Source organism: Rhodanobacter sp. sgz306013, assembly GCF_057031145.1.
Genome location: NZ_JBXCIJ010000001.1, coordinates 410,307 through 424,156, shown reverse-complemented (window position 1 = coordinate 424,156; position 13,850 = coordinate 410,307). Strand labels below are relative to the sequence as shown.

11 protein-coding genes are annotated in these 13,850 nt (G+C 68.5%); 9 read left to right on the top strand and 2 right to left on the bottom strand.

Annotated elements, in window-relative coordinates:
• Positions 1 to 179: 179 nt before the first annotated feature.
• From uvrA to AC2EWF_RS01980, 3 genes are read left to right on the top strand one after another with little or no spacing between them, the layout of a single operon-like run.
• Positions 180 to 3,110: an excinuclease ABC subunit UvrA gene (gene uvrA / locus AC2EWF_RS01990; protein ID WP_483637679.1), complete on the top strand. Its 2,931-nt coding sequence runs from the start codon at positions 180 to 182 to the stop codon at positions 3,108 to 3,110.
• Positions 3,107 to 3,607, top strand: a complete 501-nt coding sequence (locus AC2EWF_RS01985) for an acyl-CoA thioesterase (protein WP_483637678.1) — start codon at positions 3,107 to 3,109, stop codon at positions 3,605 to 3,607. The genes uvrA and AC2EWF_RS01985 overlap by 4 nt, the downstream gene beginning before the upstream one ends.
• Positions 3,608 to 3,617: 10 nt before the next feature.
• Entirely contained in the window at positions 3,618 to 4,253 is a 636-nt protein-coding gene (locus tag AC2EWF_RS01980; RefSeq protein WP_483637677.1) for a helix-turn-helix transcriptional regulator, read from the top strand.
• A 7-nt stretch (positions 4,254 to 4,260) separates the two neighbouring features.
• On the opposite strand, the gene AC2EWF_RS01975 is transcribed toward AC2EWF_RS01980, so the two are convergent.
• Both AC2EWF_RS01975 and AC2EWF_RS01970 read right to left on the bottom strand, forming a co-directional pair.
• Positions 4,261 to 4,746 carry a GNAT family N-acetyltransferase gene (locus AC2EWF_RS01975; RefSeq protein WP_483637676.1) on the bottom strand — a complete coding sequence of 162 codons (486 nt, stop codon included), beginning with the start codon at positions 4,744 to 4,746 and terminating at the stop codon, positions 4,261 to 4,263.
• Between the two features lie 91 nt (positions 4,747 to 4,837).
• Positions 4,838 to 7,099, bottom strand: a complete 2,262-nt coding sequence (locus tag AC2EWF_RS01970; protein WP_483637675.1) for a glycoside hydrolase family 20 protein — start codon at positions 7,097 to 7,099, stop codon at positions 4,838 to 4,840.
• A 274-nt stretch (positions 7,100 to 7,373) separates the two neighbouring features.
• On the opposite strand from AC2EWF_RS01970, the gene AC2EWF_RS01965 reads away from it, so the two are divergent.
• The 6 genes from AC2EWF_RS01965 to AC2EWF_RS01940 are packed head-to-tail and all read left to right on the top strand — an operon-like array spanning position 7,374 to position 13,725.
• Entirely contained in the window at positions 7,374 to 8,414 is a 1,041-nt protein-coding gene (locus AC2EWF_RS01965; RefSeq protein ID WP_483637674.1) for an aldo/keto reductase, read from the top strand.
• Positions 8,415 to 8,424: 10 nt separating this feature from the next.
• Entirely contained in the window at positions 8,425 to 9,300 is an 876-nt protein-coding gene (locus AC2EWF_RS01960) for an amidohydrolase family protein (protein WP_483637673.1), read from the top strand.
• Between the two features lie 28 nt (positions 9,301 to 9,328).
• Positions 9,329 to 10,075, top strand: a complete 747-nt coding sequence (locus tag AC2EWF_RS01955) for an SDR family oxidoreductase (protein WP_483637672.1) — start codon at positions 9,329 to 9,331, stop codon at positions 10,073 to 10,075.
• 10 nt (positions 10,076 to 10,085) lie between these two features.
• Positions 10,086 to 10,946: a fumarylacetoacetate hydrolase family protein gene (locus AC2EWF_RS01950; protein ID WP_483637671.1), complete on the top strand. Its 861-nt coding sequence runs from the start codon at positions 10,086 to 10,088 to the stop codon at positions 10,944 to 10,946.
• Positions 10,943 to 12,289 (top strand): L-fuconate dehydratase, encoded by a 1,347-nt coding sequence (locus AC2EWF_RS01945; protein ID WP_483637670.1) that lies wholly within the window; start codon positions 10,943 to 10,945, stop codon positions 12,287 to 12,289. Before AC2EWF_RS01950 ends, AC2EWF_RS01945 begins: the two co-directional genes overlap by 4 nt.
• On the top strand, positions 12,259 to 13,725 hold the full coding sequence (locus tag AC2EWF_RS01940) for an alpha-L-fucosidase (RefSeq protein ID WP_483637669.1): 1,467 nt from the start codon (positions 12,259 to 12,261) through the stop codon (positions 13,723 to 13,725). The genes AC2EWF_RS01945 and AC2EWF_RS01940 overlap by 31 nt, the downstream gene beginning before the upstream one ends.
• The last annotated feature ends 125 nt before the right edge of the window (positions 13,726 to 13,850 follow it).

Below are 13,850 nucleotides of genomic sequence, written 5' to 3'. Positions count from 1 at the left end.
CCTTCTGTCGTTATTCTCTTGGGTTCCGTCACGGCCTTTCGGGCTGGACGAACCGCGGATTGTAGCGAGCCGCCGGGGCGCTGGTCAAATCGTGACCAGTTAGAAACCGCGGGCTGCATTACGCAATAACTAACCTGCCTAGTTTGGTATAGTTCACTTTTCCCCTTGCGACCCCACGCATGGACACCATCCGCATCCGCGGCGCACGCACGCACAACCTGAAGAACATCGATCTCGACCTGCCGCGCGACCGGCTGATCGTGATCACCGGCCTATCCGGCTCGGGCAAGAGCTCGCTGGCCTTCGACACCATCTATGCGGAAGGCCAGCGGCGCTACGTGGAGTCGCTGTCGGCCTACGCGCGGCAGTTCCTGTCGATGATGGAGAAGCCCGACGTCGACCATATCGAAGGCCTGTCGCCGGCGATCTCGATCGAACAGAAATCCACCTCGCACAACCCGCGTTCCACCGTGGGCACGATCACCGAGGTCTACGACTACCTGCGCCTGCTGTATGCCCGCGTGGGCACGCCGCGCTGCCCCGACCACGGTATCCCGCTGGAGGCGCAGACGGTGAGCCAGATGGTGGACGCCACCCTCGCGCTGGACCCCGAGAAGCGCTACATGCTGCTCGCTCCGGTGGTGCGCGAGCGCAAGGGCGAACACGTGCAGGTGTTCGAGCAGCTGCGCGCGCAGGGCTTCGTGCGTGCGCGCGTGGACGGCGCGGTGTACGACCTCGACGCGGTGCCGCCACTGGGCCTGCGCATCAAGCACACCATCGAGGCGGTGATCGACCGCTTCCGTCCGCGCGACGACATCAAGCAGCGCCTCGCCGAGTCCTTCGAGACCGCGCTGCGGCTGGGCGACGGGCTGGTGATCCTCGCCGACATGGACGATCCGTCGGCCAAGGAGCAGCTCTATTCCTCGCGCTATTCCTGCCCCGTGTGCGACTACTCGCTGCCAGAGCTGGAGCCGCGGCTGTTCTCCTTCAACTCGCCCGTCGGCGCCTGCCCGTCCTGCGACGGCCTCGGCGTGACCCAGGTGTTCGACCCCGCGCGCGTGGTGGGCCATCCGGAGCTGCCGTTGTCCGGTGGCGCGATCCGCGGCTGGGACCGGCGCAACCCGCACTACTTCCAGATGCTGCAGTCGTTGGCCGCGCACTACGGTTTCGACGTGGACACGGCCTGGACCGGCCTGCCCAAGGCCACCCAGCAGGCGATCCTCTACGGCAGCGGCAAGGAGAAGATCGCCTTCCGCTACCTCACCGAGCGCGGCGGCCGGGTGACCCGCGAGCATGCCTTCGAAGGCATCCTGCCGAACCTGGAACGGCGCTACAAGGAAACCGAATCCGCCGCGGTGCGCGAGGAGCTGGCCAAGTACATCAGCGACCATCCCTGCCCCGAGTGCGAGGGCCAGCGCCTGAACCGCTCGGCGCGCAACGTGTTCGTGGCCGACCACGCGCTGCCCGCCCTCACCAACCGCTCGATCGACGATGCGCTGGCGTTCTTCGCGGAGCTGACGCTCACCGGCTGGCGCGGCGAGATCGCGGCGAAGATCGTCAAGGAGATCCGCGAGCGGCTCACCTTCCTCAACGACGTGGGCCTCAACTACCTTACGCTGGACCGCCAGGCCGACACGCTGTCGGGCGGCGAGGCACAGCGCATCCGCCTCGCCTCGCAGATCGGCGCCGGCCTGGTCGGCGTGATGTACGTGCTCGACGAACCATCCATCGGCCTGCACCAGCGCGACAACGAGCGCCTGCTCGGCACGCTCACCCGCCTGCGCGACCTCGGCAACACGGTGATCGTGGTCGAGCACGACGAGGACGCCATCCGCATGGCCGACCACGTGCTCGACATCGGTCCCGGCGCCGGCGTGCACGGCGGCGAGGTCGTGGCGCAGGGTTCGGTGAAGGACATCCTCGCTTCCAAGCGCTCCGTCACCGGCCAGTTCCTGTCCGGCGAGCGCGCCATCGAGGTGCCGAGGCAGCGCCGCCAGCCCAACGACGACGCCTACTGGCTGCACCTGCGCGGCGCCAACGGCAACAACCTGAAGGACGTGGACCTGGCGATTCCCGCCGGCCTGTTCACCTGCGTCACCGGCGTGTCCGGCTCGGGCAAATCCACGCTCATCAACGACACCTTGTTCCGCCTCGCCGCCACTGAGCTCAACGGCGCCAGCGCACAGCCGGCGCCGTTCAAGTCGGTGGAAGGCCTGCAGCTGTTCGACAAGGTGGTGGACATCGACCAGTCGCCGATCGGCCGCACGCCACGCTCCAACCCCGCCACCTACACCGGCCTGTTCACCCCGCTGCGCGAGCTGTTCGCCCAGGTGCCCGAGGCGCGCGCGCGCGGCTACGAGCCGGGTCGCTTCAGCTTCAACGTGCGCGGCGGCCGCTGCGAAGCCTGCGAAGGCGACGGCATGCTGAAGGTGGAGATGCACTTCCTGCCCGACGTGTACGTCCCTTGCGACGTCTGCCACGGCAAGCGCTACAACCGCGAGACGCTGGAGATTCACTACAAGGGCCATACCATCGCCGACGTGCTGGACATGACGGTGGAGGACGCGCTGAAGCTGTTCGAGAACGTGCCCACCATCGCGCGCAAGCTGGACACGCTGCGCGCGGTGGGGCTGGACTACATCAAGCTTGGCCAGAGCGCGACCACGCTGTCCGGCGGCGAGGCGCAGCGCGTGAAGCTCTCCAAGGAGCTCAGCAAGCGCGACACCGGCAACACCTTGTACATCCTCGACGAGCCCACCACCGGCCTGCACTTCCACGACATCGAGCAGTTGCTCGACGTGCTGCACCAGCTGGTCGACCAGGGCAACACCGTGGTGGTGATCGAGCACAACCTCGACGTGATCAAGACCGCCGACTGGATCGTCGACCTAGGCCCCGAGGGCGGCGCCGGCGGCGGTCGCATCCTGGTAGCCGGCACGCCGGAAACCGTGGCCGCCACGCCCGGCTCGCATACCGGCCATTTCCTCGCACCGCACCTGACGCCGGCGCGTCCTGCCAAGACCGCCGCCAAGCGCGGCAAGACCGCCCTCAAGCACATTGCGTCGGCCGACAAGCACAAGCCGATGCGCGGAAAGAAAAAGACCTCATGAGCAAGACCGACAACGCATCACCCAAACCCGCGCGTCGCGGCAAGAAAGCCGAAACTGCCGCCGCGCCTCCCGTTGCCGACGTGGCGCAGGCCGCGCCGGCACCGCTGTTCACGGCGGATATCGCCGCACGCTGGCGCGACCTCGACGCCTTCAACCACGTCAACAACTCCAACTACCTCACCTACCTCGAGGAAGCGCGGCTGCAGTGGCTGAGCCACGTGCCCGGCCCCTGGTTCGACGAGCACAGCATGCCGGTGATGGCCGCCGTCCAGCTCAACTACCGCCGCCCGATCGAATGGCCCGCGCAGCTGCACGTGGAGCTTTACTGCGAACGCATCGGCAACAGCTCGATGACCATCGCGCATCGCCTGGTGGATGCGGCCGACGCCGGCACCTTGTATTGCGACGGCCACGTGGTGATGGTGTGGATGGACCCGGCCACCGGCAAGCCGGTGGCGCTGCCGCAGGCGATCCGCACCGCGGCCGGAGTCGGTTAGGCCGGCCAGCATGCGCGCGCGCCCTACCCTCGCCCGCACCGCCTTCGCTGTCGGACGCGAGGCCGGCGTCCCGGTCGAAACCATCGCGGGCGAATGCCACGCCTGGCGTTTCCGTCCGCACTTTCACGCCGGCGACGAGATCGTGCGTGTGCTCGCCGGCCGCGCGCGGCTGCGCCTGCCCCACGCCTGCCGCGAGGTCACCGCTGGCGAGACGCTGATAGTGCCGGCGGGCGTGGTCCACCGTTTCGAACCGCTGGATCGGCAGGGCTGGGCCTTCATCTCGCGCTTCGCACCGGCGCCACGCACGGCGATTCGCGAAACCGCCACGCTGGCCACCCGCGCCACCACACTGCTGGCCCAGCGCCGCTCGCTGCACACCGATGTCGCCGCTGTCGCGCAAAGCTGCGCTGTCTCCGCCGGCCACCTGTCGCGCGTCTTCCGCCGCGAGACCGGCAGCAGCCTGCACAACTTCCGGGTGCTGCTCGCGCTGCAGCAGGCGAAGATTCTGCTGCGACGCCAGGTTCCCGTGGTGGAGGCCGCGCTGGCTGCGGGTTTCTACGACCAGCCGCACCTGAACCGCGAGTTCGTCCGCACCTATGGCATGACCCCGGCCACCTTCCGCAGAGGATGGGCCGCCTCCGCGTGACGAGGCCTCACCGCAGCTCCAGCGCCATGTAAAGGGTATCCGGCAGCGGGTTGTCGTAGTACGCCGGCACGGGGCGGAAGCCCAGCGTCGCATACAGGTGCCTGGCGGCATCCATCGCAGCCAGCGTGTCCAGCACCAGGCGTGCATGCCCCGCCTCGCGGGCGCGGGCGACGGCCGCTTCCGCCAGCCGGCGCCCCAACGCCTGCCCACGCGCGGCGGGGCGCAGGTACAGGCGCTTCATCTCGGCCGTGCCCGGCATCGCGGTCGGCCGCAATGCCACACAGCCCAGCGCCAGGCCTGCGGCACCGCGGCCGATCAGGATGTCGCCCAGCGGCGGCGCGTATTTTCCGGGCAGTTGCGCCAGCTCCGCCGCGAAGCCCTGGAAGGAAAGGTCGATGCCGAGGCTGTCCGCATATTCCACGAACAGCTCGCGCACTACCTCGCCATCCGCGGGGAAGCGCGCCGAAGCGATGCTGATTCCCGATGTCGACATGCCGGATCGCCTCCACGGACTGTTCCGGCAGTCTGCCGGAGACGACCGAGGCGCGCTTGGATGATCCTGACCTCGCTGCGCGCGACGCTACCTACTTCACCAGGATCTCGTCCGCGAACAACCAGGTGTTCGCGGCGCCGTCCGGGAAACTGGCCGGCAGCGTGGCGTAGCGGGTCGCCACGACGCGGACGTAGCGCGCGCGCAATGGCTTGACCGCCTTGAACGCCACGTGGATCTGGTGCGCAGTCGAATCCATCACGTCGGCTTTCGGTTGTTCAGTGTCCACCGTGACCCAGTGCTTCCCGTCGTCGGAAACCTGGAAGCTCACCGCGCGCGGCGGCAGGATGCGCGAGCCTGCGTCCTGCAGGAAATCCATCGCGATTGCATGGACCGCAACGGCCTTCTGCAGGTCGACGACGGCGTCCACGTCGGCGTCGTTCCAGCCCGACCATTGCCCATTGTGGAAGTCGTCGCCGCCCAGCACGCCATCGGTCAGCGCGGTGGCGGGTGCGTACTTCGGCGACACCGGTCGGGCCAGGCTCAGCGGTTTGCCGGTGGCGAGGTTGTCCACCAGGGTGAATCTGACCGGGTTGTCGTAGCGCAGTCCCTTGCGGAACGGCACCACCTGGAGCGTGCCGGCATGGTGCAGCACCATCGTGTCGGCGAACGAGGGCGAGCTGGCGGTGGGCGTGCCGCCGTCCCGGCCGCGCTCATCCAGCGTGTAATGGTTTACCAGGTCGTCGAAGCCGCGCTGCGCGCGCAGCTGCCAGCCACCTTGCCCGTCCGCCGCCAGCGCATACTGGATCGCCGCATGATCCTCGGGGCCGTAAGCCACATGCCAGGCATCCAACCGCGGGTACTGCGCCAGCAGGCGCCGGTGGAAATCCACCCAGGCCGCGTCGTCGTGCGCGTTGCCGCGCCACAGGTTCTCGGCGAAGGCCAGCACGCGCGGGTACAGCTTCGACTCGGCGTTGTACGGGTTCGCGCGTTCGCTCCAGAGCGGCGCCTCGCCGCCCAGCAGCTGCGAGCGGTGCGCCGCGAACACGGCCGCATCCGCCTTCGCGTCATCCGGGCTGCTGTCGTTGGCGATGTCGGTGCGGAACACGTCCTGCACCGTCAGCGAATCCAGCGCGCGGTCGATGTAGAACGGCCCGGCGACCACCACGCGATTGCCGTTGGCCAGCGCTTTGGCCTGCTCGTCCGCGCCGCGCCAGGCTTCGATGATGGCGTGCCTGTCGGCGCCGCCTTCGAGGATCTCGTCCCAGCCGACCAGGGTCTTGCCCTTGCCCTCCAGGTAACGCTGGATGCGCTTGATGAAGTAGCTCTGCAGGCCGTCCTCATCCTTCAGCCCCAGCTTGTGCATCAGTGCCTGGCAGGACGCGCAGTCGTGCCAGGCGACCTTGGGCGTCTCGTCGCCGCCGATGTGCACGTACTTCGACGGGAACAGCGGCAGCACTTCGTCCAGCACGTTCTCGAGGAAGGTGAAGGTGCCCCCGTCGCCCACGCAGTCGATGTTCTTGTGCACGCCCCAGGCGGTGGTCACGGCCACCTGCTTCTTGGTGCACGACAACTCGGGATAGGCCGCGATCGCCGCCACACTGTGCCCCGGCATCTCGATCTCGGGGATCACTGTGATGTTGCGCCGGCGCGCGTAGTCCACCAACTCGCGGATCTGCGCCTGCGTGTAGTAGCCGCCGTAACGCGTGCCGTCCGCCTCGGTGCGCCATGCGCCCACGCTGGTGAGCTTCGGATAGCGCCTGATCTGGATGCGCCAGCCCTGGTCGTCGGTGAGATGCCAGTGGAAGGTGTTGATCTTGTAATAGCTGAGAAGATCGAGCTGCTTCTCGATGAAACTCACCGGATAGAAATGACGGCTGACATCCAGCATAACGCCGCGCCAGGCGTAGGCCGGCGCGTCCTCGATGCGCACGGCGGGAATCTCCACGTGCGCCGCCTTCTCCAGCGGCAGCAGCTGGCGCAGCGTCTGCACGCCCCAGAACAGGCCCTTGCCGGTGGACGCGCTGATCGTGACCCGCTGCGGCGTCACCGCGAGCCGGTAGGCCTCGTCGCCCTGCACGGCGGGATCGAGCTGCAGCACGATGGCGTGCGCGCCAGCGCCCTCTTGCACCGCGATTCCGGTCTGCGCACGGATCGCTTTGCGCAGGAAGGTGGCGATCTCGCGGCTGCGGGCGTCGTTCGGCGCCGCCACGCGGGTGCGCGCATCCAGCCGGTAACTGCCCTGCTCCACTTGCAGGTGCCGCGGCTCGGGAATGATCGATATGCCGGCCGCGATGCCCAGTGCGGGAAGAAACGTGGACAGGCCCAGCAGGCATCGCGCAAGGATCTTCGACATCAATGCATCCCCTCGTCGTTCGAACGGAGCCGGCGGCCATGGCGCGGGTCCGGCGCATGGTGTCGACGGAGAACCGGGGAATTCCCGGTGCTTGCCGGTGCCTGGAGTCCGTGGCGCCGGCACACATACTCACTTGTAAATCATCGTTTCATATGTGCACACTAACGTGCAAGCTCCGATGCACGACGCCGCGCACGGCATGTGCAGCCTCGATGACGCCGCCCGGCTGGGCTGGCAGCGCGCCCGGCGACACCCCGCAGCGCAGGATGAATACATGACCCACGCCAGCGCAGACACCGCCCTGACCCGCTCGCCGGGCGCACCGGGACGCGAGGCGCCCCGCCAGCTGCCACGACTCTCTTTCGGCGGCGCGCCGATCGGCAATCTGTATGCCGGCGTACCGGACGGCGACGCCATCGACACCGTGCGGCATGCCCTGCGCCTCGGCATCCGCCACTTCGACACGGCGCCGTACTATGGCTATGGCCTCAGCGAGAGCCGCCTCGGCAAGGCGCTGGCGGACCTTGCGCGCGACGACTACAGCCTGTCGACCAAGGTCGGCCGCCTGTTGCTGGATGCCGACGACAGCGAGCCGGCGCCGGATGACGGTTTCGCGGTGCGCGGCCGGCGGGCCGTGTTCGACTACAGCCGCGACGGCATCCTGCGCTCGGTGGAATCCAGCCTGCGCCGGCTCGGTACCGACCACGTGGAGATCCTGCTGCTGCACGACATCGGCGCGCTGACCCACGGCGCGCGACACCCGGCCATCCTGCGTCAGGCGCTGGACGAGGCGCTGCCGGCGATGGCCGAACTGCGCAGCCAGGGCGTCTGCCGCGCGATCGGCCTCGGTGTCAACGAGCAGGAGGTATGCCTGCAGGTGATGCCGGCGTTCGCGCTGGACGTGATCATGCTGGCCGGCCGCTACACTTTGTTCGAGCAGCGCGACAGCACGCAGCTGATGGCGGAAGCCATGCGGCGCGACGTCGCCGTGATGGCGGCGGGCCCCTACAACTCCGGCCTGCTCGGTGCCGACGACGCACCCGGCGCCACCTACAACTACGCGCCGGCGGATGCCGCGATCCGCGCCCGGGCCCAGCGCTTTTATGCGATTTGCGCACGGCACGGCGTCACGGCAGGCGCCGCCGCGCTGCAGTTCCCGCTGGCCCATCCTGCGGTGGCCACCGTGGTATGCGGCCTGCGTTCGCCGGCGGAAGTCGACAGCGCCGTGCAGCGCATGGACATGCCGCTGCCTCCCGCGCTGTGGAACGAACTGCGCCATGCCGGCCTGCTCGACGCCTGCGCGAGTACGCCATGAAGGCCACGCCATGAACCTGATCGACGCCCACCAGCACTACTGGCGCGTGGATCGCGGCGATTACGCCTGGCTGCACGATGCGCCCGCCGCGCTGCAGCGCGACTTCCTGCCCACCGACCTGCAGGACCAACGCAGCGCCGCCGGTGTGGCCGGCAGTGTGCTGGTGCAGGCGGCGGCGAGCGAGGCGGAAACGCGCTACCTGTTCGAACTGGCCCGCGCCGATCGCAGCATCCTCGGTGTGGTCGGCTGGGTCGATTTCGAGGCGCCGGACGCGGCCACCCGCATCCGCGCGCTGGCCCGCGATGGCGGCGGCCTGCTGCTGGGGCTGCGTCCGATGGCGCAGGACCACACCGATCCGGACTGGTTGGCGCGCCCGGCGCTCGACGCGGCCTTCGACTGCCTGCAGGAGCAGGATCTCGCCTTCGACGCCCTGGTACGCCCGCTGCAGCTGCCGGCGCTGCAGCGGCGGCTGCGGCGCGAGCGCGAGCTGAGGGTGGTGCTCGACCACGCGGGCAAGCCGGACATCGCGCACGGCCGCTACGACGACTGGGCACCGCACATCCGCCAGCTGGCCGCCCTGCCCAAGCTCTGCTGCAAGTTCTCCGGCCTGCTGACCGAGCTCGCGCCGGGCATGCCGGCCAGCGCCCTCGACCCTTATGTGGAGCACCTGTTCGCGTGCTTCGGTCCAGGGCGCCTGCTCTGGGGCAGCGACTGGCCGGTGCTGACGCTGCGCGACAGCTACGCCCAGTGGCTGGAACTCGCCCGCGGGCTCGCGCAACGGCACGCGCCCCACGCGCTGGAACGCATCTTCAGCCGCAATGCGCTGGCGTTCTACCGGCCTCGACGCGCACCCGACTTCCCCGCTTCTGCAGGAGCCCCCGCATGAACCACCAGCCCAACCACGGAGCACGCCCATGAGCGCCCGGCTGCACGGCAAGCGCGCCCTCGTCACCGCCGCCGGCGCCGGCATCGGCCGCGCCACCGCGCTCGCTTTCGCGCGCGAAGGCGCCGAAGTGCTGGCCACCGACATCGATGCGGCGGCACTGGCCAGCCTCGCGCAGGAACAGCCGGCCATCCGCACGCAGGTGCTGGACGTCACCAGCAGCACGGCCATCCGCGCACTGGTCGACGCCAATGCGCCGTTCGACGTGCTGTTCAACTGCGCCGGCTACGTGCATGCGGGCACCATCCTCGACACCGCCGACGATGCCTGGCAGCGCTCGTTCCGCATCAACGTGGACAGCATGTACCACCTGTGCCGCGCGGTGCTGCCGGCGATGCTGGAGCGCGGCCGCGGCAGCATCATCAACATGTCCTCGGTGGCGTCCAGCATCAAGGGCGTGCCGAACCGCTTCGCCTACGGCACGACCAAGGCCGCGGTGATCGGCCTCACCCGCTCCATCGCCGCCGACTACGTGGCGCGCGGCGTGCGCTGCAACGCGATCTGCCCCGGCACGGTGAAGACGCCGTCGCTGGGCGAGCGCGTGCGCGCGCTCGGCGGCGACGAGCAGGCGGTATGGCGCAGCTTCACCGACCGCCAGCCGATGGGCCGCCTCGGCACGCCGGAAGAGATCGCCGCGCTGGCGCTGTATCTCGCCTCCGACGAATCCTCCTTCACCACCGGCACCACCCACGTCGTGGATGGCGGCTGGTCCAACTGAGCACATCATCATGAAATTCGTCCGTTACGGCGCAGCCGGCCAGGAGCGCCCCGGCCTGATCGACGCGCAGGGCAAGCTACGCGACCTTTCCGCCCACATTGGCGATATCGACGCCCGGGCGCTGACGCGCAGCGGCCGCACGCAGCTCGCGGCGATCGAACCGGCCTCGCTGCCGGAAGTCGCCGGCGCGCCGCGCTACGGCGCACCGGTGGCACACACCGGCAAGATGATCTGCGTGGGCCTCAACTACAGCGACCACGCCGCCGAGACCGGTGCGCAGCCGCCCGAGCAGCCGATCCTGTTCATGAAGGCCACCAACACCATCATGGGCGCGAATGACGACGTGATCATCCCCAAGGATTCGGTCAAGACCGACTGGGAAGTGGAGCTCGGCGTGGTGATCGGCGACACCGCCCGCCACGTGAGCGTGGCGGATGCCCTGAATCACGTGGCCGGCTACCTGGTGGTGAACGACCTGTCCGAGCGTGCCTTCCAGCTCGAACACGGCGGCCAGTGGGTGAAGGGCAAGAGCTGCGACACCTTCGGCCCGATCGGCCCCTGGCTGCTCACCGCCGACGAGGTGCCGGACCCGCAGAACCTTGCCCTGTGGCTGGAGGTCAACGGCCACCGCTATCAGGACGGCAACACCCGCAACATGATCTTCGGCGTGGCCGCACTGGTCAGCTACATCAGCCGCTACATGACCCTGCAGCCGGGCGACATCATCAGCACGGGCACGCCGGCGGGCGTGGGCCTGGGCCAGAAGCCGCCGCTGTACCTGCGCCCCGGCGACGTGATGGAGTTGGGCATAGCCGGCTTGGGCCGGCAGCGCCAGCGCACCGTCGCCTACGACGAGGCGGTGCCGGCATGAGCCACGCGGCCTCCACCCCCGACACTCATGCCGCGCGCATCGTGGCGCTGGACACGCTGGACGTGCGCTTCCCCACCTCGCGCGAGCTGGACGGCTCGGACGCGATGAACCCCGATCCGGATTACTCGGCCGCTTGCGTGACGCTGCGCACCGATCATCCGGAGCTGCGCGGCTACGGCTTCGTATTCACCATCGGCCGCGGCAACGACGTGCAGACAGCCGCCCTGGCGGCGCTGGCCGAACACGTCACCGGCCTCTCCGTGAACAGCATCGTCGACGACCTCGGCGGTTTCGCCCGGCGCCTCGTCGGCGATTCACAGCTGCGCTGGCTCGGTCCCGAAAAGGGGGTGATGCACATGGCGATCGGCGCGGTGATCAACGCCGCCTGGGACCTCGCCGCGCGCCGCGCCGGCAAGCCGCTCTGGCGCTACATCGCCGAGTTGTCGCCTGAGGAAATCATCGCCGCCATCGACTTCCGCTACCTCAGCGACGCGCTCACTCCCGACGAGGCGCTGGCCATCCTGCACGCGGCGCTGCCGCACCGCCAGCAGCGCATCGAACAGCTGTTGGCCGAGGGCTATCCCGCCTACACCACCTCGCCGGGCTGGCTGGGCTACAGCGACGAGAAGATGCAGCGGCTGGCCCGCGAAGCGGTCGCCGACGGCTTCCGCACGATCAAGCTCAAGGTGGGCCTCGACGCGGCGGACGACATGCGCCGTTGCCGCCTCGCGCGCGAAACGGTCGGCCCGGACATCGCCATCGCGATCGACGCCAACCAGCGCTGGGACGTGCCCGACGCCATCGCCTGGCTAAAGCAGCTCATCGCCTTCGACATCGCCTGGATCGAGGAACCGACCAGCCCCGACGACATCCTCGGCCACGCGGCGATCCGGCGCGCAGTGGCGCCGATGCCGGTTTCCACCGGCGAGCACACCCACAACCGGGTGATGTTCAAGCAACTGTTCCAGGCCAATGCGGTGGACCTGGTGCAGATTGACGCTGCCCGCGTCGGCGGCGTCAACGAGAACCTGGCGATCCTGCTGCTGGCGGCCAAGTTCGGCGTGCGGGTATTCCCGCATGCCGGCGGCGTGGGCCTGTGTGAACTGGTGCAGCACCTGGCAATGGCCGACTTCGTGGCGGTCAGTGGCCAGAAGGAAGACCGCGCCATCGAATTCGTCGACCACCTGCACGAGCACTTCGTCGACCCGGTGCTGATCCGCGAAGGCCGCTACATCGCGCCGTCGGCGCCGGGCTTCTCCGCGCAGATGAAGGAAGCCTCGCTGCGCGAGTACGCCTTCCCGGATGGCGCGGCATGGCAATCCGGACAGACTGGAGCTGCGTGATGAACCTGCCGTACCGCCTCGTGAAATCCGTCCTCGCCTGTGCGCTTGCCTCCGCCTGCGCCATGGCACATGCCGCGACGCCGGCGAACACCGGACCGCATCCGGTCGCGGCGATCCAGGACACCGAAACGCCGGCGCAGCGCGACGCGCGCATGGCCTGGTGGCGCGCGGCACGCTACGGCATGTTCATCCACTGGGGCGTGTATTCGGTGCCTGCGGGCGTGTGGCACGGCAGGCCGGTGCCAGGCGCAGGCGAGTGGATCATGAATGACGCTTCGATCCCGGTCGCCGAGTATCAGGCACTCGCGCCGCAGTTCGATCCGGTGAAATTCGATGCGCACGCGTGGGTCGCGCTGGCCAAGGCCGCGGGCATGAAGTACATCGTGATCACCGCCAAGCATCACGATGGCTTTGCGATGTACGGCTCCAAGGCGAACCCGTTCAACATCGTGGATGCGACACCGTTCAGGCGCGACCCCTTGAAGGAACTGGCCGCCGAGGCACGCAAACAGGGTATCAAGCTCGGCTTCTACTACTCGCAGGATCAGGACTGGACGGCGCCAGGCGGCGCCGCGCTCAAGACCGGCGACCACCAGCCGCCAACCTTCCATTGGGACAAGGCACAGGACGGCAGTTTCGCCGACTACATCCGGCGCAAGTCGCTGCCGCAGGTGAAGGAACTGCTGGAGAACTACCACCCGGCGATCCTCTGGTACGACACGCCCACGCCCGACATGACGCCGCAGCTCGCCTCCGAGTTCGTCACGCTGACCAACCAGTATCCCAACCTGATCTGGAACAACCGCCTGGGCGGCGGCTACCAGGGCGATACGGAAACGCCCGAGCAGCACATTCCGCCACAGGGCTTTCCCGGCAAGGACTGGGAAACCTGCATGACGATCAACGACACCTGGGGCTACAAGTCGGGCGACACCGACTTTAAGTCCACCACCGTGCTGCTGCACAACCTGGTCGACATCGCCAGCAAGGGCGGCAACTACCTGCTGAACGTGGGTCCCGACGCGCGCGGCGTGATCCCGGCGCCCGAGGCCGAGCGCCTGCGCGTCATCGGCAAGTGGCTGGACGTCAACGGCGAGTCGATCTACGGCACCGGCCCCACGCCGTTCGCCGATCCGCATGGCAGCTACTCCGCCACGCGGAAGGATTCCGACGGCAAGCCCGCGTGGGTTCCCGTCTGGGATTGGCGCGCCACGAGCCGGCCCGGCAAGATCTACATCCACCTGCTCGAATGGCCGGGAAGTTCGTTCCGCGTCGCCGATGCGAACGTCCACGCCACCGGCGCGTACCTGCTGGCTGATCCGCAACACACCCCGCTCAAGTACACGCAGCACGGCACTCAGCTCGACGTGGCTCTGCCCGCCAAGCCCCTCGACCCGATCGACACCGTGCTGGTCATTACGACCAGCGTTCGCTGACGAAGCTCTGACACTCGCAAGCTTCCGAACTATCGTTATTCCGAGCGTTTCAATCTGACGCAGACAACAGCATCGAGATCGTGCCCACCTTCTTGGCGCGCGGGCACCTATGACGGTTCCTTGTG